We start from the raw sequence: 18935 nt of genomic DNA, 5'->3' as shown, positions 1-18935 counted from the left end.
GTTATTTTCACATATGATAGAAGAATAGGGAGATTTTTCAAAAAGGGGAGAAGAAAAATGAGCAAATACAAACGATTTGAAACGTCAGTGATTCATGCTGGATACGATTCTAAACAACATTTAGGGAGTCTTTCCACGCCTATTTTCCAAACATCCACTTTTACATTTGACTCTGCGGAACAAGGAGAGAGAAGGTTTGCCGGTGAGGAAGAAGGCTATATATATTCTCGTCTGGGAAATCCGACGGTACGGGCGCTGGAAGATAAAATAGCGGAATTGGAAGGCGGGGAAAAGGGACTCGCGTTCGGTTCAGGGATGGCTGCTGTATCAGCTGTGCTTGTAGCGTTGACCAGGACAGGAGACCATATTCTTTGTTCACAAGGGTTATACGGCTGTACATTCGGACTATTAAGTATGATGGAAGAGAAATATAATATTACAAGTGATTTCAGTTTAATGGAGACAGAAGAGGAATTGCGTAATAGAATTCAACCGAATACAGCTTGCATTTATATTGAAACACCGATTAATCCAACGATGCGCTTACTGGATTTGGGAATGATTTCCCGAATAGCTAAAGAATATGATATACCAGTCGTCGTTGATAATACTTTCTCTACACCATATTTACAGCGTCCTCTTGAACTTGGCTGCGATATCGTCATTCATAGTGCGACGAAATATATTGGCGGGCACGGCGATGTCATCGCTGGCCTTGTTGTAGCAAAAGAAGAATTTTTAAGCGAAGTAGCCATGACTACTCAAAAGGATATCGGGGGAGTAATGTCACCCTTTGATGCCTGGCTGCTGCTTAGAGGGTTGAAAACATTGCCAGTAAGGATGGATCGCCATTCCTCTAATGCAGAAAGAATATTCAAAGAGATGGAAAAGCATCCTGGAATCAAACGGGTCTATTATCCAGGTGATACGGACCATCCCGACTATTCCATCAAAGAAAAGCAAATGAAGCAGGGAGGAGGGCTCATCTCTTTTGAAATCGAAGGCAGCAAAGAGAACGCCCAGGCGTTGTTGAACCAGTTATCTTTTATTCAAATTGCCGTCAGCCTTGGTGATGCAGAAACCCTGATTCAGCATCCGGCTACAATGACACATGCAGTCGTACCGGAAGCAGAACGGTTTAAAATGGGGATTACCGATCAAATGATAAGGCTGTCTGTCGGACTGGAGGCATGGGAGGATATTTGGTCCGACCTGGAGCAGGCTCTAAGCAAATTACCAGCCGTAAAAGAAGGGATTAAGAATTAAAAAACTTTCGTCCGTAAAAAACGATAAACCGGAAAAAAGCAGGAACCAGTAGGCTCCTGCTTTTTAATATTAACGAAGTGACTTTGGATTTAAGGCATCCTTGATTCCTTCACCGATAAAGTTGATGGAAAGTATGGTAAAGACCAGCGTTAATGCTGGAGGTATCCATATCCACGGCATGTTCTGCAGTACATCGGGTTCGCGTGATGCAGCCAGCATATTTCCCCAGCTTGGTGTTTCTGCGGGTACACCGAATCCAAGATAACTCAAACCAGATTCGACGACAATCATCGCTGCAAAAGTAAGGGTCGCCTGTACAATAATTGTTGATAACACGTTTGGGAGCAGGTGCTTCATGATTACTTTAGCAGGTCTGGAACCGATCGAGATGGCTGCAAGAATATATTCATTTTCTTTCTCAGACAGTATTTTGCTTCGTACAAGACGAGCAACCCCGCCCCAGCCGAGAACACTGATTACTGCGATCAGCACTGGAACACCGCCCAGTTTTCCGAAAAATACAGCGTTCAGGACGATGACGAATACCAGCAAGGGGAAGTTCAAAATAAAATCGGTGAACCGCATGAGTAAGGCATCGACAATCCCGCCAAAGAATCCGGCCAGCGCACCGATCAGAGTACCGAATGTAATGATCAGCAGGGTACAGGAGATACCGACAAGCAAAGATACTCGCCCACCATACAGGAGCCTCGTGAATACATCACGACCGCTTTTATCGGTTCCGAACCAATGCTCGGACGATGGTGTCAAAGACATGGAGCCGATATTTACTCTTGTGATATCGACAGTAGTGATATAGGGTGCCAGAAAAGAAAGGATAGAGACAGTCATCAAAAAGAATAGACTTATCATAGCCAGTTTGTTTCGGAGAAACTTTCTTCTTGCGACTGCCCATGGTGACATTGACTTTTGGGCTTTGACTTTAGTTATGGATGTATCATTAATAGCTTCTGCCATGTTCAGCCCTCCTAGTCTACACGAATTCTTGGGTCGACAATTCCATACAACAAGTCGGCGATCATGTTCCCAAATAAAACGAGGAACGAAAACATCATGGTCAATGTCATCATTACAGGGTAATCACGGTTGTTGATGGAATCGAGAAAAAGCTGACCGATACCAGGATAAGTAAAAATCGCTTCTGTAATGATTGCACCACTGATCAACGTAACAATGTCAAATCCTAAGAATGTAATCAATGGAATAATCGAGTTCCTCAGAATATGTTGATTGTAAATTTTCGATTCCGATGTTCCTTTTGCCCGTGCGGTACGTACAAAATCTTTCCGGCTGCTTTCAATGATGTCATTTCGTAAGAACTGGGTATAACTGGCTGTACCAAGAGCACCTAATACGATTGCTGGTAAAAATACATGGTGGAGCCTGCTTAGATAGTATTCAAACGACCCATCTTGCAAAGTTATATCGACAGATCCACTGAAAGGAAACCAGCCCAATTTAAAGGAAAAGAAATAAATGGCAAAGACACCTGCAATGTAAGAGGGGATGGCCAAGCCGAGGTAGTTGACACCGCCAATTAAATTATCAGCTGTCGTGTAAGGTTTCCGGCCAGCGTACATGCCCATAACGAATGCGAGAATATATGTAATGACTAGTGAGGTGATACCTAGAAAAAGCGTGTTCGGCATGCGTTCACCGATAAGTTCAGCAACCGGCATTTTATAGCGTGTTGATTCACCGAAGTCTCCCTGCATAAAATTAGAAATCCATCTGCCATACTGTACATGAACCGGATCGTTAAGTCCTGCTTTTTCTCTCATTTCCTCTATATATTGAGGGTCAGTATTATTAGGATCAATTTCTCCACCGAAGGGATCCCCCGGCATAGATAATGCCAGGGAAAACACTACAATGGATATCAGGAGAAGCATCGGGATCATGCCTAAGATTCTACGTAACGTATACTTTAACATGAGTATGCTCCTTATCTTTTTTCAGATTGACCAGCGGCTTATTCTGTCACAAACCATTCGTGGGCACTGTTGAAACCAGAGACATCTAATGTCAAACCACCTACGCGCTTGTTCATACCATAAATTTCTTGCAGCTCGGTAATGAATAGCATAGGGAGCTCTTCATTGACGATTTGCTGCCATTTGACATAAAGCTCTTTACGCTTTGTTTCGTCTGTTCCCACGACTTCCACGTCAAGTGCATCCTCCAAAAGCTGGTCGCTTTCTTCATTTACCCAGCGAGGGTAGTTCCACAACTGATCAGACTTCCATAATGCAGATGGATCAGGATCGGCACCATAGCCCCAGCCGCCGAAGAAGACTTCCATATTTTCGTTGTCTTTTTCCACCATGTCGTAATATTGGTTGACTTCGATCATTTCAAGCGTAGATTTTAACCCGACAGCTTCCCAATATTGGGTAAGGGCTTTGGCACGGGATTCAAATGTCGGGTTGCCGGTTGCATAATGGGAGAAGTTGACGACAAATTCATCTCCATTAGGGTCTTCACGGAAACCATCACCATTTGTATCTACATATCCAGCTTCATCCAGGATTTCTTTCGCTTTTTCAGGATCGTACGGATAGGTATTCAAATCATCGTTGTCAGCAGCAATCCAGTGAGCGGTAGGGACCGGACGGTTGACAACATCGCCATAGCCACCAAAGAAGGCTTCAATCCATTCTTCACGGTTGATGGAATGCATCATTGCTTGTCGCAGCTTTTTATCCGCATACTTTTCTTTTTGCTCGACAACTTCTTTCTTTTCATTATCAAATTTACCAAGCTTGAATCCTACATAGTAATAAGAAAGACCAGGGGCGGTCACTAAATCAACGTTTTCCATCGCTTCGACATCTTTACCGATTGTCGGATGAACACTTACGACATCAATATCTCCATTTTGCAGCGCGCCAGTAACGGCAGTACTGTCGACAACTTTAATAATGATCTTATCCAGCTTCGGCTTGCCCTGCCAGTAATCTTCATTGGCTACAAGCTCAACAGATTCACCGGAGACTACTTTGTTTACTTTGAACGGACCAGTACCGATCGGTGTACGGCGGACAGGATCAGAACCTTCCATGTCAGCGACTTCGATCCCTTCGAATGCTGAACGATTCATCGGATAAGTCCAAAGGTTCAACAGGTTGTTGACTCGTGCTTTATCAAAAGTGATTTTTATTTCATAGTCATTGATTACTTCAAGTCCGGAAATGGAATCTGCTTCTCCGTTACGGAAAGCTTCTGCACCTTCAACAGTTTGGACATTCGTGTAACGGGGACCTTCATAATCCGGGTGAGCGAGGGTTTCTAAAGAGAATACCCAGTCCTGGACAGTCAGTTCATCGCCGTTATGCCACTTGACGCCTTTCTTGAACTTGAAGGTGAAGACTTTATTATCTTCTGTTTCCCAGCTGGCGATATTAGGCTGTGGCTTCAATTCCTCATCAAATGTAATCAAGTTGTCATCAAACAGACCAAGGACTTCTGCGTCTGTTTGAATACCATACCAGTTCCAGTGGAACAGTCCTTCAGGTGCTGCATCAAGAGCGTAAACTAAAGTTCCACCTTCTTTAGGGGCAGCTTCCTCGCCGCCTTCATTGCCTTCTGTTTCTTTTTTGTCATCTTCTGCTCCAGCTTCTTCCTCACCATTGCTGCAAGCAGCCATAAACAAAGACATGATCAGCAGCATCGCTGCCAGCCAATAAAAAGATTTCTTCTTTTGCATGTGGTTACCCCCTGTAATAGTTAATGAATGAATCAGATCAATCAACCAGAATGCACGCGACCTTGCGTCCTGGTTTCACCTCCTTCAATTCTGGTTTGATGGTGGAACATTTATCCACAGCCACCGGGCACCTTGTATGGAAAGGACATCCAGATGGAGGATTTTCAGGGCTTGGTACGTCCCCTTTGAGCACGATTCGTTCCTTTTTCTTTTTGGGATTCGGTTCAGGAACGGCAGAGATCAATGCTTGCGTGTATGGATGAAGCGGTTCTTCATAAATGGATTTCTTATCTGCGATTTCTACAATGTGACCGAGGTACATGATGCCGATGTGGTCACTCATATGCTTGACGACACTAAGGTCATGGGCAATGAAGAGGTAGGTCAAGTTAAAATCATCCTGAAGTTCATTCAAGAGGTTCAATACCTGGGATTGTACGGATACGTCAAGTGCAGACACTGGCTCATCTGCTATAATCAGTTTCGGCTTGAGCGCAAGCGCCCGGGCGATACCGATTCGCTGCCGCTGCCCACCGGAAAATTCATGCGCATATTTATGGTAAGCATCTTCAGGTAATCCGACCCGATTCAACAGTTCCATAACTTCCTGCTTGATGTCTTTCGCCTTTTTCCTCGGGTAATAGTTCTTAATCGGCTCTGATATGATATCTCCGACCATCTGCATGGGGTTGAGAGAGGCATAAGGGTCCTGAAAGACCATCTGGAAATCTTTTCTGCGTTCTCTTAGCCGGCTGCCACGGATGTTCGTAATATCTTCACCATCAAAAGTAATGCGGCCCCCGCTGGGTTTCAGCAGCTTCAAAATGGTACGGCCTGCGGTGGATTTCCCACATCCGGACTCGCCTACAAGTCCAAGTGTTTCACCTTTTTTCAAGGAAAAACTGACCCCGTCCACTGCCTTGACATGTCCCACTGTCCGTCGGAAAAAGCCGCCTTTTACTGGGTAGTAAGTCTTTAAATCTTTTACTTCTAATAAGGTCTCCTGATTGGAGGGGAGGGGAGGCGATTGCTCCTTATGCTGAATATCTACGACATTACTCATTTGGCTTTCATCCCTTCCTGTTCCCAGCTTGACTCATAAAGGAGGCACTTCACGCCATGACCTGGGCTGCTTTCTTTCAATTGAGGTGTAATGCTGCGGCACTCATCCATCGCTTTTGGACAGCGATCTACGAACTTGCATCCCTGTCTCGGCATATTTTTCAAGGAAGGAACGATACCTTCGATCGAAGCCAGAACTTCTTCCTCCTGATCCATACGTGGTATAGATTGCATCAAAAGTTGCGTATAAGGATGTTTTGGGCTTTCAAATAAGGTGACCACATCCGTCTGCTCTACTACTTCGCCTGCATACATGACAATAACTTCATGGCAGGTTTCAGCTACAACCCCAAGATCGTGCGTGATTAAGATGATTGCCATATCATTGGTGGTTTGAAGTTCCTGCAGTAATTCGAGGATTTGGGCCTGAACAGTGACATCCAAAGCAGTGGTAGGCTCATCAGCTATCAGCAGCTTGGGTTCGCAGGCAATCGCCATTGCGATTATGACACGCTGCCGCATCCCCCCGGATAGTTGGTGAGGATATTCATCTACTACTTTTTCTGGGCGGGAAATTCCAACTTTATCAAGTAGATGGATAACCTTTTTACGAGCATCCTGTTTCGAAATATTAAAATGATTATGTAAGGCTTCTGATAACTGAAAACCTATGGTGAATACTGGGTTCAGAGAAGTCATTGGCTCCTGGAAGATCATCGCGATGTCTTTACCGCGTACTTTATTCATTTCTTTGTCATTTAATTTTTCAAGGTTCTTTCCATTGAATTTTATATCTCCATTGCGAATCTTTCCGATTCCTTTTGGTAAAAGCTTCATGATCGATAAAGACATAACGCTTTTTCCGCATCCAGACTCGCCTACTACACCGATTACCTGCTTGGGTTTCACCTGGAAACTGACATTATCTACGGCATTATGCCATTCTCCATCAATTTCAAAGGCGGTCTCCAGGTTGTTTACTTCAAGCAAAGGAGGTTGGGACTGAAAATCTGTAAAGTTATTCATAGTACACCCCTGTTTAAATTTTCAGTAAATTATCACTATTTGTGTAACATCATATCCAAATTAAATTGGAACGTCAATCCTTTTTTTACAAATACTTTACAAATAAGAAAAATATTAATAATTATAAAGTTTGACTTTGATTATGGAATGATTATGACGCTTAAAGGGTAATAAAAGATATATATTATAGAAAAAATTCTCCGTGGATTTAAAATGCAGTCCATGATTTTTATTTATTCATTAGAAAGGATGAAACCGATGTTTAAAAACTTATTTAAAAAAGACAGTGGTGAAGTGAAAATAATTGCTCCGGTCGAAGGGAAAGTAGTCGACCTTAGTGAGGTTCCGGATCCAGTATTCGCAGAACGGATGATGGGCGAAGGAGTGGCGATCGAACCTTCCGATGGTACAGTAGTAAGTCCTGTCGATGGCGAAGTCATCCAAATTTTTCATACCAATCATGCTGTTGGAATAAAAACTAAATCGGGAGTCGAAGTCCTGATTCATATTGGATTGGAAACCGTAAGCATGGAAGGGGAAGGATTTGAAGGATACGTGAAGGCAGGAGATAAAGTGAAAACCGGGGACAAGTTGATTACGTTTGACATGGACCTTGTGAAGGAAAGAGCAAAGAGTACGATAACTCCAATAATCATTACTAATTACAATGAAGTAGCTGACCAGATGGATCACCACACCATGGAGAAAGCTGTTCGTGGAGAAACACCAATTATGACCATACAAACAAAGTAGGCTATCGGGAGAGGGAGATGACAGGATTGAGGATTGAACGAGTGCTTAATGAGGATATTGTCATTACTTCATTTAAAAATCAAAAAAAATTTGTAATAGGAAAAGGAATCGGTGCAGATAAAAGAAATGGAGACCCGATCGATGATAATGAAATCGACAAGGTAATCGATATGAATGATGATATGGCACAGTATGAGGAGTTTCTTCTTCTGGTACCGCAAAAAATCATTCGTTTGACAGAAGATATCATCATGCATGCAGAAGATTATTTACAGACGAAGTTGAGTGATGCTGTTCATTTACAATTGGCAGATCACCTATCCTTTTTATTAAATGATCCACCTAAGCATGTAACGATTCAAAATGGCTTGATTGAAGAAATAAGTATATTGTATGCAAAAGAATTTCAAGTTGGGTTATGGGCATTACGTTCAATTAAAGAGAGGTTTGATCGTGAATTGCCGGAAGAAGAGGCCGGGCATATTGCCATTTTCATTCATAGTGGAAGATGGAAGCATGAGGGCACTGATAAATCCGTAAAACAAGTGGCTATCATTCGTGATCTTGTTTGGAAGATAGAGAAAGATTATAAGAAAGTTTTATCCAAAGATAATGTTGCTTATCAGCATTTAGTGACCCATTTGAACCGTGCGATACAAAGAACGAGAGAACAATCAGAATTTAACATGGTGGACAAGAACATGTTAGTGATGATCCAGGAAAAATATCAAAAAGCATACCAGTGTGCCGTAGATATGACTACGCATCTGTCAGAGAAATGTGGCATCCATTTCCCTTCTTCGGAAATCGGTTATTTAACCTTGCATATCCATCGGGCAGCCAAAGCATGAACTTGTTAAATAACTATTGCTGCTATTCCTGTAAAACTGTGCGTTTATGATAAAATAACGATAAGATAACCGTACAGGAAAGGAAGAGAGAGCATGGTGAAAGATCCAAAAAAACCGAAAGCTTCCGAAAGGCGGGAGGATATTCTGGCACTGCTTAAAAACAGTGAAAAACCGATTACAGGGAGCGAGCTTGCTGAGGAAATGGATGTCTCACGACAAGTGATTGTCGGGGATGTTTCTTTATTGAAAGCTAAAAATGAACCGATTGTAGCGACAAGCCAGGGATATATCTACATGACGGAGCGAATCGATACTCCACCGGTTGAACGGACAATTGCTGTAAAGCACAGCCCTGATCAGACGGAGAAAGAATTGACTATCCTGGTGGATCATGGGGTGTTCATTAAGGATGTAACCGTTGAGCATCCAGTATATGGAGACCTGACCGCTTCTGTTTTAGTTTGGAACCGCAGGGACGTACAGAAGTTCTTGGATAATATTAAGGAAACAAACGCATCCTTCCTGTCAGAGTTGACCGATGGTATTCATATGCATACGGTGGCTGCAGAAAGTGAAGAAGCCCTGGATGAAGCCGTAGAAGCGCTTAAAAAGGAAGGCATTTTATTAAAAGCCTGAGGCAAATGCAGCCATAATGAATAGGATAAGGAAGAGGTATGCTGGCAAGGCAAATCTCTTCCTTCGATTTTTTTTGAATAAAGTAATATATGCTATATTTTAGTCAGCGTTAATTTTTAGTCAAGGAAGGGTGAGGTGGATGCTGGACTTTGCAATGGCTCCTTATTTATTCAGTTTTCTAATCTTTATCAACGTTTTACTGGCGTTTGCCATCATCTTTTTAGAACGGCGGGATGCCAGCGCCACCTGGGCATGGCTGATGGTATTATTATTCATTCCTGTCGGCGGGTTCCTGCTTTATTTGATTTTTGGAAGACGACTGAGCAAAAAAGAGATATTTACATGGGATAAAAAGAACAGACTTGGATTGTTAGCGGCTGTGCAGGATCAGCTTCGCTCGATTGAACAAGACACCTTAAAATTGGATCATTCCGAACTTGAGTCTTTCGAAGACTTGTTTTACTTACACTTGAAAAATAATGATGCTCTTTTGACGAAAGATAACCAGGTGGAAATCTTTACGGATGGGCAGGATAAATTCCATGCTTTAATTGAAGATATTGAAAATGCCAAAGAGCATATTCACCTGCTTTATTACATCATCAGGGATGATCAGTTAGGACAGCGGCTATCGGAAGCTCTTATCAAAAAAGCCAAACAAGGCGTCAAGGTACGTGTACTGTATGATGACATGGGCTCGAGGACATTAAGCAGAAAGTACGTAAAAAGACTGGAAAAGTCCGGCGTTGAAGTAGAAGCTTTCTTCCCTGCTTTGATACCTAAGCTGAATATGAAAATAAATTACAGAAACCACCGGAAGCTTACGATCATCGATGGAAAAATCGGATATATCGGCGGGTTTAATATCGGCGACGAATACCTTGGCTTCAACAAAAGATTCGGTTATTGGCGGGATACACATCTGAAGGTGGAAGGCGGTGCTGTACATAACATGCAGACCCGTTTCATTCTGGATTGGAATCATGCCTCCAGACAGGATATTCATTATGAAGACCGGTATTATCAGGCTGAGCCTAAGGGGGATGTCGCTATGCAAATCGTTTCCAGCGGTCCGGATTCAGAATGGGAACAAATAAAACATGGCTATATTAAAATGATCCTCTCGGCAAAAGATACTGTCTATATCCAGACACCCTACTTTATTCCGGATGACAGCCTTTTAGATGCGGTACGAATAGCATCACTGTCTGGCGTGGACGTCAGGGTGATGATCCCAAAAATGCCCGATCACCCCTTTGTATATTGGGCGACTTATTCGAATGTCGGAGATTTGTTAGAAGCCGGGGCGAAAATCTATATTTATCAAAAAGGATTTTTACACGCCAAAACCATTGTGGTAGATGGAAAGATTGCATCTGTCGGAACCGCTAACATTGATGTCCGGAGTTTCAGGTTGAATTTTGAGGTAAATGCGTTTTTGTATCACCCGGATTTAGCAAAAGAGCTGGAGGATAGTTTTCTGGAAGATATCATAGATTCAACCCAGCTGACCGTTCAACTTTATAAACATAGATCGAAGTGGATACGTTTCAAGGAATCCATCGCCAGATTATTGTCACCTATCCTTTGATTTTCAGCTCTGTTAACTCTCAGTGTTGATTTACAGATAAGCTCCTTTTAATTGAAGACTCAGGCTCCAGATAGTTGGGTCCGTTACCATGAGAGGAATAGGATGGTCTGGGAAACAACTCGCTTTCCTGCGGGGGACCTGGCAAGCTTCCTCGGGCTGCGCCCTGTGGGATCTCGCCTAGCCCCTTCTCCCGCGGGAGTCTCGCCGTTTCCCTTCCCATCCAGCCAGCTTAGTAATTAACGGACCCTTCAAATATGAGAAAGAATGTACAATTAAAAACTTCATACTTAAGCATTTATAAAGGAAATAAAGGTGCAGAAGTCTTCTTTCAAATAATATGGGATGTTTTTCCCACAAGTGTGATTTTGAAAACTATCTACTGCAAGGTCCGGAGGGGAACGGCGAGACTCCTGCGGGATGAAAATGACAGGTGAGACCCCGGAAGACGAAGTCTGAGGAGGCTCAGCGCATGTCCGCGGAAAGGGAGTCGTTCCCCACCGGACTCTTATTCAGATAAACATCTCGAAATCGAGTTGTTCCCTTACACGGCCCTATAATAGAAGGTTTTGCATTAGTGAAATATGTTGCTTGTATGGAAATACATGTTTTCATTCCGACAAAAAAAGCCTGCACCTTTCTGGCAATCAAGGTGCAGGCTTTTCTCTATATTCAGGGGGAGGTTGTTTCGCTCTTGCTTACTGTGCTGACAATTCTAAATTGGATTTAATCTTTTCGCCATTCCGGTAAATTGTTAATTCTACTTCCTGGCCTTTTTCTGCTTCCTTATAAAGATATTGACGCAAGTCTACCATAGTTTCAATTTTATTACCTTCGATTTCCGTGATGATGTCATTCTGTTTAAGTCCGGCTTTTGCTGCAGGTGACCCGGGCTCGACACCACCGACGATGACACCGTGCTGAACATCTGGAGGGAGGTTCAATTGTTCTGTCAGAATGTTAGCAGGTATCTGACGCACATCTTGTAAGGAAACTCCCATATAAGGTCGTTTCACTTCGCCGTTAGTCTTGAGGTCCTTAATGACCGGCTTCACTACGTCCATCGGAATGGAAAAGCCTAAGCCTTCCACTGCATTTCTGGCGATTTTCATCGAGTTGATACCAATGACTTCACCTTGAAGGTTAATGAGGGCTCCGCCACTATTACCAGGGTTGATGGCAGCGTCAGTCTGGATTACTTCTGTCTGCCAATCTTGTTGACCATCTTTGTTGATATCAACCGGGATGTTACGGTTCAAACCACTGATGATCCCCTTAGTGGCTGATCCGGCGAATTCCATGCCAAGCGGGTTGCCGATGGCAATGGCTGTTTGCCCTACCTCTACGTCTTCGGCCTTGCCTAACTCGGCAACCTGCTTGACGTGTTGATCATCTATTTTTAAAACGGCAAGGTCAGTCAATGGGTCGCTTCCTTCTAGTTCGGCTTCAATTTTGGTACCGTCATTCATGATCACTTCCAGTTGACTCGCACCCTCAACTACGTGATGATTGGTGACGATATAGGCTTTACCATCTTCTTTTTTGTAAATGACCCCTGAACCTGTACCGGATTTTTGGGACATCGGGCTGCTTTGTTTTATATTAGAGATGCCGACAACAGCTCCGCCAGCTTTTTCAATAGCCTGAGTAACGGGTTCTTTTTCTTTTCCTATATTCAATTCGTTGGCTTGGGCTGTCGGCTTTTCTGTATTGATGTTGATGGAAACGCCTTTCCATTGAAAGATAGTGGTAACGAGAAAAATAGCTGCTATCGCTCCAAAAACTCCATAAGCAAAATTGGCTCGTTTTCTTGTCCGTTTTTGCGGTTGTTGTTCTATAGACATATAAACAGGTCCCCTTTAAAAAAATGATATTTCCTAACCTGGACAATTATTAGTTTACGTTCCACGTATGGCACGAGATTGGAGAAAATGTGGAATAAATGTGTAAAATAAGAAGAGAGAGGAACAACACCCAATCTATGTGGGAAAATAGAGGCAGTCAGGTAGGATAAGGAGGCTTTTACATGAAGCGAACGATTGGAATTGTTGAAGATGATATGAATATCCGCGATATTGTCAAAGCTTATTTGGAGAAAGACGGTTATAAGGTTAATGAGATGGAATCAGCGGAAGCAGCATGGGATTTATTCCAACAGGATCCGCCTGACCTATGGGTGCTCGATATCATGCTGCCAGGAATGGATGGTTATGAGTTTTGCAAACAGGTGCGCCAAAACTCACAAGTCCCCATTATCATTATTTCTGCTAAAGATGACGAAATTGACCGGATATTAGGGTTGGAACTCGGGGGTGACGATTATTTGACCAAGCCGTTCAGCCCGCGGGAATTAGTGGCCAGAGTAAAACGGCAGCTGACCCGGTGGGAAGCGATGAATAAAACAGCGTTTCCATCTGAGAAGGAAACACTCCAAGTGGACAACCTGGCACTTTATATGGAGGAACGCCGTGCTTTTTGGAGTGGGGAAGAGGTGGAAGTGACCGCGAAAGAATTCGATATGTTGAAGCTGCTTGCACAAAATCCCAACCGTGCTTTTTCCCGGGAAGAGCTGCTGATACAAATCTGGGGCGACGATTACTTCGGCAGTGACCGAGCTGTAGACGATCTCGTCAAGCGTTTAAGAAAAAAGCTGACCGACATCCCTTTAGAAACGGTTTGGGGATATGGATACCGGCTTAAAAAAGATGGCGCACAGCCATGAAACTGCTTCATCAACTGAATGCCGCATTCACAACATTAATTATCATAGTCATGTCGATTACTGCTTTCATCCTTTATTCCCTGATCCTCAACATGCTGATTGAAGATGAAAAGCGGCAGCTGGAAGGCAGAGGGGAATTGCTGATAGAGTTACTTAACGAAGAAGATAGCCCTCTAAAAGTCAATCAGTTATCGCAGCTTTTAAGGGATAGTGAATTCAGGGTGTTGATGTTTGATCGCAGCAAGCGTGAAATCATGTTTTCTACTTTACCACCGGAAACTGCTGCTGCCTGGGCAAGTCAATATGATGAGACATTACATGAGGAAGATCTCTGGGAAAGCCAGGGGAAGGACTTTGTCGTCTACGATATTGCCTTCACCCCGCAGGCAGATGGTGTCATCCTGGTATTAGCTACGCCGTTGAGAGACTTACAGGCTGTCCAAACGATGTTTGCGTGGCGGATGATTTTCGTATTATTCATAGGCTTATTGCTCGCTGTCGGCATCAGTCATTTTATGAACCGGAGACTGGTAACTCCGTTAATCCGGCTGAAAACAGAACTTAAGAAAATTGAGCATCGTAAATTCCAGGACCTTAAACCAGTGAAAGCGAGCGGGGAAATAGAAGAGGTCGAACATAGTGTCCGAACCATGGCTGCTGAGTTAGAGAATTATATCCGTACTCAGAAACAGTTCTTCCAAAACGCTTCCCATGAATTGAAAACACCATTGATGTCCATTCAGGGTTATGCTGAAGGCATCCGTGATGGAGTGTTCGAGGGAGAAGCGGCAGATAAAGGATTGTCTGTCATGATCAAGGAAACGGAAAGACTGAAGAAAATTGTGAATGAAATGATTTTATTGGCTAAACTGGATAGTGATGAAAATGTTTATCATCCGGAAGATACTGATATTCATGCATTGATTGAACAAGCCAAAGAAGGGCTGTACCCACTTGCCAGAGGAAAAGGGATAGAGCTTGATTATGAACAGCCAGTATCGTACAACCTATATGTAGATCCCGAAAAAGTGATGCAAGCCCTGGTTAATATTATAGCTAACGGGATCCGTCATGCGGACTCCAGGGTGCAAATAAAGACCAGGGAAACTGCAGATCATATACTGATTGCAGTTAAGGACGACGGTACGGGTATTTCTGAAGGAATTCTCCCGCAATTATTTGAACGATTTATCAAAGGGAAAGAAGGAGAAACCGGACTGGGATTAGCCATTTCCAGAGCGATTATTGAACGTAGTGGAGGAAAGATTGCTGCACAAAATAATGTAGAAGCTAAAGGTGCTGTCTTTAACATCCTGCTACCAAAGTCTGATACCCTCAAGAATGATAAGGAGAGAATGTAATGGAAAAAAAAGCGTGTATTGATTCATTGACAGTAAAAAACTCACACGTCCTGCCGCCGGATACGAATAGCCACGGGACATTATTTGGAGGAAAATTGATGGCATATATTGATGATGTGGCTGCGATATCTGCTACACGTCATTGCCGGAAACCAGTGGTGACGGCTTCGATAGACTCTGTTGATTTTTTAGAACCCGTATTTGAAGGCGACACGATTTGTCTGGTCAGCTATGTGACCTGGACCCATAATACATCGATGGAAGTTTTCGTAAAGGCGATAACTGAAAATCTATTGAGTGGTGAGCGGAAGGTATGTACCACTGCCTTTGTCTCGATGGTAGCCGTTGATGAAAATAACAGACCAACACCCGTTCCTCCGGTACGTCCAGAATCAGATGAAGAAAAATGGCTGCATGCAGGGGCAGCAGATCGCCATGACCAAAGAAAGAAACGGAGCAAAGAATCTAAAGAACTGGCCAAAAAATTCGGGACAGCCTTCCCGTGGAAAGAGTAAAAACGGGGTAAAGTTAAACTGTTCATTGATGGATAATTGTAGAAAACCGGATGCACAGCAGTCGCATCTGGTTTTTCTTTTGTTCCTTCCCTTCAACCCCCCGTTAAGAAACCTTCAGATTTCAATGTTATAATAGAGCAAGCTTAATAATAAGGGTGATAGATATGAGTTTTTTGCAAGTGGAAAATTTGACAAAAACATATGGGGATAAGACCCTGTTTGAAAATATATCATTTACGATTGAACAGGAGCAGCGAATCGGTTTGATAGGAGTCAATGGAACAGGCAAGTCGACTTTGCTGAAGGTGCTCGCTGGCCTGGATTCAAAAGAATCCGGTGAGATGAAACATGCTAAGGGTTTTCGCATGGAATACCTCCATCAGGAACCAGAGCTTAATCCGGAATTGACTGTCCTGGAGCAGATTTATTATGGTGATTCCGAAATAATGAAAACGATGCGGGCTTACGAACAATCTTTGCAAAACCTCGAAAATGATCCTGAAAATACACACTTTCAGGATCAGTTGCTAAAAAACCAGCAGCACATGGATGAAAATGATGCATGGGAAGCAAACACGGCAGCTAAAACGATCCTTACCAAGCTGGGGATTGACACCTTTGATAAAAAGACAGGGGAATTATCAGGTGGACAGAAAAAGCGAGTCGCCATTGCCAGGGCACTTATTCAGCCAGCAGACTTGTTGATTTTGGACGAACCAACCAACCATTTGGATAACGAAACCATTGAGTGGCTCGAGGAGTTCCTTTCCCAGTATCGGGGTGCGTTGATTGTAGTCACTCACGATCGTTACTTTTTAAATAGAGTGACCAATCTGATCTATGAGCTTGATCGAGGCAGCCTTTATATATATGAAGGAAACTATGAAACTTATTTGGAAAAAAAGGCGGAGAGGGACGAACAGGAACGGGTTTCAGAAGAAAAAAGGCAGAATACCCTCCGGCGGGAATTAGCATGGTTAAGACGTGGTGCAAAAGCGCGGACGACTAAGCAAAAGGCTCGTAAACAGCGCGTAGAATCATTACGAAATCAATCCGGTCCGAGTGCGGAACAGAATATGGATATTGCGATTGGATCGAGTCGATTAGGCAAAAAAGTGATTGAACTCGATACCATCACAAAAAAAATTGCTGGAGAAACGCTGATTGATGATTTCAGTTATTTGATTGTACCTGAAGAACGACTGGGTATTATCGGACCTAATGGAAGCGGCAAGACAACACTATTGAATATCATGGCGCAGCGTATGGAGCCTGATAATGGAACTATTGATATCGGTGAAACAGTGAAAATTGGCTATTATACCCAGGATCATCAAGAAATCGATGGCAGTTTAAAAGTGGTAGAATATATCAAACAAGTAGCTGAAGTGATTACTACTGCTGATGGTCAGGAAATCACCGCTGAGCAAATGCTGGAACGATTTTTGTTTCCTAGATCCCAGCAATGGACTTACATCAGGAAGCTCTCTGGTGGTGAACGGCGGCGTCTTTATTTGCTGCGTGTGCTTATGCAAGAACCAAACGTTCTGTTTTTAGATGAACCTACCAATGATCTGGATACGAAAACCCTGAGTATCCTGGAAGACTATCTTGATCATTTTCCAGGTGCTGTCATTGCGGTTTCCCACGATCGGTATTTTCTCGACAGAGTAGCTGATCGTCTGGTCGCATTCGAAGGTAAAGGAAGAATCAGAAAGTTTCATGGTAATTATAGTGAATATATCGACGAAAAAAGGCAGGCAGAACGCCTCCAAGCTGCCGAGAAGAAACAGCAGGCGGAAAAGACTGCAGAAAAAAAGGTGAGGCAAAAGCGGAAACTTTCTTACCATGAACAGAAAGAATTTGAAGGCATTGAAGATAAAATAGCAAATCTTGAAGGAAAAATAGAAGAAGTACAAATATCCATTGCAGAAGCAGGAAGTGATCTCGGAAAAGTTCAGGATTTATATAAGGAACAGGAAATCCTGGAGGCTGAGCTTGAGCAGGCAATGGAGCGCTGGGAGGAATTATCTTTACTGGTTGAAGAATTAGAAAATAAGTAATTGTTAAAAATTTCCGCGGTGTTAAACTGCGGATTTTTTTGTTTGTTCATACAATATATGGAATAATAGGAACGGGAAATAAATTATTAGAGAGAGGGAGTTAAAGATGCCAGAACAGCAAATGTTAGAAAAGTATGCCGAGTTGGCGTTGAAAACAGGCGTCAACTTGCAAAAGGGTCAAATGTTGATGGTCAATTCGACCGTTGAAGGAGCGGATTTCACCCGTATTGTAGTTCGCAAAGCTTACGAAATGGGGGCAAAAACAGTACATATTAACTGGGCCGACGATGCCATCATTCGTACCAAATACGAGTTTGAATCAAAAGAAACACTATCGGAAGTACCCCAATGGAAAGTCGATATGTATGATTACTTTGCGGAAGGCGGCGCTGCCATCCTATCCATCCGTGCTACCGATCCGGATCTACTACAAGGAATAGATGGGGAAAAAATAGCTGCAGCTAATAAGGCGGGAGCACAGGCAATGAAAAACTTCCGCAGCTTTACAATGAATGACCGTATCCAGTGGTCCATTGTTTCTATTCCGATCACTACTTGGGCGCAAAAGATATTTCCTGAAGCTGGTGAAGAGGAAGCGGTCACTAAATTATGGGAACAGATTTTTAAAATTGTCCGAGTCGATAAGGAAAATCCAGTTGCTGCCTGGGAAGAACATAACAATATTCTTGCCCAGGCAAGGGATTTCCTGAATCGAAAAAAATATAAGAAACTCATTTATAAAGCACCTGGAACAGACTTGGAAGTCGAACTTCCGGAAGGGCATAAATGGAAGGGGGGAGCATCCAAGACAGAAAAAGAGGGGATACCTTTCAATGCTAACATGCCGACCGAAGAGGTGTTCACGGTTCCTCATAAATATGGGGTCAATGGCCAAGTGTCCAGCACAAAACCGTTGAATTATGGCGGAAACCTGATTGATGACTTTACATTGACGTTCAAAGAAGGAAAAGTTGTTGATTACAAAGCGGAACAAGGCGAAGCTACTTTAAAGCATTTATTGGAAACAGATGAGGGATCGACCCGTCTTGGAGAAATGGCACTCGTACCGAACGAATCGCCGATTTCCCAATCAGGATTGATCTTCTATAACACCCTCTATGATGAGAATGCTTCCTGCCATTTAGCGTTGGGTAAAGCCTATCCAAACAGCTTAGAAGGTGGATCGGATATGAATGAAGAAGAGCTTGATAAGCATGGGGTAAATGATAGTCTCTCTCATGTTGATTTCATGATGGGATCTGGAGAATTGGATATTGATGGCGTGTTGGAAGATGGTACGACAGAAGCGGTCATGCGTAAAGGCAGCTGGGCCATCAAATTTGACTAACCAGAAAGACAAATGCC

The 18935-nt window shown here is 43.1% G+C and carries 16 protein-coding genes; 10 read left to right on the top strand and 6 right to left on the bottom strand.

Going from position 1 to position 18935, the window contains the following annotated elements; all coding sequences use genetic code 11:
• Window positions 1–57: 57 nt before the first annotated feature.
• Complete coding sequence (gene megL / locus P855_RS0114405; RefSeq protein ID WP_028784230.1) at window positions 58–1266, top strand: methionine gamma-lyase; 1209 nt, start codon at window positions 58–60, stop codon at window positions 1264–1266.
• Window positions 1267–1335: 69 nt separating this feature from the next.
• Here the strand turns inward: megL and opp4C are convergent, their stop codons facing one another.
• The 5 genes from opp4C to P855_RS0114380 are packed head-to-tail and all read right to left on the bottom strand — an operon-like array spanning window position 1336 to window position 7081.
• Window positions 1336–2244 carry an oligopeptide ABC transporter permease gene (gene opp4C / locus P855_RS0114400; protein WP_037986088.1) on the bottom strand — a complete coding sequence of 303 codons (909 nt, stop codon included), beginning with the start codon at window positions 2242–2244 and terminating at the stop codon, window positions 1336–1338.
• A gap of 11 nt (window positions 2245–2255) precedes the next feature.
• Entirely contained in the window at window positions 2256–3221 is a 966-nt protein-coding gene (gene opp4B / locus P855_RS0114395; RefSeq protein WP_028784228.1) for an oligopeptide ABC transporter permease, read from the bottom strand.
• Between the two features lie 38 nt (window positions 3222–3259).
• Window positions 3260–4993 carry an oligopeptide ABC transporter substrate-binding protein gene (gene opp4A / locus P855_RS0114390; RefSeq protein WP_028784227.1) on the bottom strand — a complete coding sequence of 578 codons (1734 nt, stop codon included), beginning with the start codon at window positions 4991–4993 and terminating at the stop codon, window positions 3260–3262.
• Window positions 4994–5030: 37 nt separating this feature from the next.
• The gene (locus tag P855_RS0114385) at window positions 5031–6056 is read right to left on the bottom strand and encodes an ABC transporter ATP-binding protein (protein ID WP_051353240.1); all 1026 of its coding nucleotides are present in this window, start codon (window positions 6054–6056) and stop codon (window positions 5031–5033) included.
• On the bottom strand, window positions 6053–7081 hold the full coding sequence (locus P855_RS0114380) for an ABC transporter ATP-binding protein (protein WP_028784225.1): 1029 nt from the start codon (window positions 7079–7081) through the stop codon (window positions 6053–6055). Before P855_RS0114380 ends, P855_RS0114385 begins: the two co-directional genes overlap by 4 nt.
• 258 nt (window positions 7082–7339) lie before the next feature.
• Here P855_RS0114380 and P855_RS0114375 point away from each other — a divergent pair, with 258 nt between their 5' ends.
• The 4 genes from P855_RS0114375 (at window position 7340) to cls (ending at window position 10912) form a co-directional block, all read left to right on the top strand.
• On the top strand, window positions 7340–7834 hold the full coding sequence (locus tag P855_RS0114375) for a PTS sugar transporter subunit IIA (RefSeq protein WP_028784224.1): 495 nt from the start codon (window positions 7340–7342) through the stop codon (window positions 7832–7834).
• A gap of 17 nt (window positions 7835–7851) precedes the next feature.
• The gene (locus P855_RS0114370) at window positions 7852–8685 is read left to right on the top strand and encodes a PRD domain-containing protein (protein ID WP_028784223.1); all 834 of its coding nucleotides are present in this window, start codon (window positions 7852–7854) and stop codon (window positions 8683–8685) included.
• Window positions 8686–8778: 93 nt separating this feature from the next.
• On the top strand, window positions 8779–9321 hold the full coding sequence (locus P855_RS0114365; RefSeq protein WP_200865959.1) for a transcription repressor NadR: 543 nt from the start codon (window positions 8779–8781) through the stop codon (window positions 9319–9321).
• Window positions 9322–9460: 139 nt separating this feature from the next.
• Window positions 9461–10912 (top strand): cardiolipin synthase, encoded by a 1452-nt coding sequence (gene cls / locus P855_RS0114360; RefSeq protein WP_084315711.1) that lies wholly within the window; start codon window positions 9461–9463, stop codon window positions 10910–10912.
• A 695-nt stretch (window positions 10913–11607) separates the two neighbouring features.
• On the opposite strand, the gene P855_RS0114355 is transcribed toward cls, so the two are convergent.
• The gene (locus P855_RS0114355) at window positions 11608–12753 is read right to left on the bottom strand and encodes a S1C family serine protease (protein WP_028784220.1); all 1146 of its coding nucleotides are present in this window, start codon (window positions 12751–12753) and stop codon (window positions 11608–11610) included.
• A gap of 182 nt (window positions 12754–12935) precedes the next feature.
• Between P855_RS0114355 and P855_RS0114350 the strand changes: the two genes are divergently transcribed.
• From P855_RS0114350 to P855_RS0114330, 5 genes are all read left to right on the top strand, one after another.
• The gene (locus tag P855_RS0114350; protein ID WP_028784219.1) at window positions 12936–13631 is read left to right on the top strand and encodes a response regulator transcription factor; all 696 of its coding nucleotides are present in this window, start codon (window positions 12936–12938) and stop codon (window positions 13629–13631) included.
• A complete protein-coding gene (locus P855_RS0114345) occupies window positions 13628–14992 on the top strand; it encodes a sensor histidine kinase (protein WP_028784218.1) in 1365 nt (454 codons plus the stop codon). Before P855_RS0114350 ends, P855_RS0114345 begins: the two co-directional genes overlap by 4 nt.
• The gene (locus tag P855_RS0114340; RefSeq protein WP_028784217.1) at window positions 14992–15507 is read left to right on the top strand and encodes an acyl-CoA thioesterase; all 516 of its coding nucleotides are present in this window, start codon (window positions 14992–14994) and stop codon (window positions 15505–15507) included. The genes P855_RS0114345 and P855_RS0114340 overlap by 1 nt, the downstream gene beginning before the upstream one ends.
• Before the next feature lie 164 nt (window positions 15508–15671).
• Window positions 15672–17570: an ATP-binding cassette domain-containing protein gene (locus P855_RS0114335; RefSeq protein WP_028784216.1), complete on the top strand. Its 1899-nt coding sequence runs from the start codon at window positions 15672–15674 to the stop codon at window positions 17568–17570.
• Window positions 17571–17676: 106 nt separating this feature from the next.
• Entirely contained in the window at window positions 17677–18918 is a 1242-nt protein-coding gene (locus P855_RS0114330) for an aminopeptidase (protein WP_028784215.1), read from the top strand.
• The last annotated feature ends 17 nt before the right edge of the window (window positions 18919–18935 follow it).

This window comes from Thalassobacillus devorans MSP14 (genome assembly GCF_000496835.1).
GTDB classification, from domain to species: domain Bacteria; phylum Bacillota; class Bacilli; order Bacillales; family Halobacillaceae; genus Thalassobacillus; species Thalassobacillus devorans_B.
The sequence above is the reverse complement of the archived record's forward strand: the minus strand, read 5'-3'. Positions and strand labels throughout refer to the sequence as shown.

Bases quoted from the DNA above. Each gene is read 5' to 3' on its own strand.
- megL (WP_028784230.1), top strand. From the start codon at position 58: ATGAGCAAATACAAACGATTTGAAACGTCAGTGATTCATGCTGGATAC.
- opp4C (WP_037986088.1), bottom strand. From the start codon at position 2,244: ATGGCAGAAGCTATTAATGATACATCCATAACTAAAGTCAAAGCCCAA.
- opp4B (WP_028784228.1), bottom strand. From the start codon at position 3,221: ATGTTAAAGTATACGTTACGTAGAATCTTAGGCATGATCCCGATGCTT.
- opp4A (WP_028784227.1), bottom strand. From the start codon at position 4,993: ATGCAAAAGAAGAAATCTTTTTATTGGCTGGCAGCGATGCTGCTGATC.
- P855_RS0114385 (WP_051353240.1), bottom strand. From the start codon at position 6,056: ATGAGTAATGTCGTAGATATTCAGCATAAGGAGCAATCGCCTCCCCTC.
- P855_RS0114380 (WP_028784225.1), bottom strand. From the start codon at position 7,081: ATGAATAACTTTACAGATTTTCAGTCCCAACCTCCTTTGCTTGAAGTA.
- P855_RS0114375 (WP_028784224.1), top strand. From the start codon at position 7,340: ATGTTTAAAAACTTATTTAAAAAAGACAGTGGTGAAGTGAAAATAATT.
- P855_RS0114370 (WP_028784223.1), top strand. From the start codon at position 7,852: ATGACAGGATTGAGGATTGAACGAGTGCTTAATGAGGATATTGTCATT.
- P855_RS0114365 (WP_200865959.1), top strand. From the start codon at position 8,779: ATGGTGAAAGATCCAAAAAAACCGAAAGCTTCCGAAAGGCGGGAGGAT.
- cls (WP_084315711.1), top strand. From the start codon at position 9,461: ATGCTGGACTTTGCAATGGCTCCTTATTTATTCAGTTTTCTAATCTTT.
- P855_RS0114355 (WP_028784220.1), bottom strand. From the start codon at position 12,753: ATGTCTATAGAACAACAACCGCAAAAACGGACAAGAAAACGAGCCAAT.
- P855_RS0114350 (WP_028784219.1), top strand. From the start codon at position 12,936: ATGAAGCGAACGATTGGAATTGTTGAAGATGATATGAATATCCGCGAT.
- P855_RS0114345 (WP_028784218.1), top strand. From the start codon at position 13,628: ATGAAACTGCTTCATCAACTGAATGCCGCATTCACAACATTAATTATC.
- P855_RS0114340 (WP_028784217.1), top strand. From the start codon at position 14,992: ATGGAAAAAAAAGCGTGTATTGATTCATTGACAGTAAAAAACTCACAC.
- P855_RS0114335 (WP_028784216.1), top strand. From the start codon at position 15,672: ATGAGTTTTTTGCAAGTGGAAAATTTGACAAAAACATATGGGGATAAG.
- P855_RS0114330 (WP_028784215.1), top strand. From the start codon at position 17,677: ATGCCAGAACAGCAAATGTTAGAAAAGTATGCCGAGTTGGCGTTGAAA.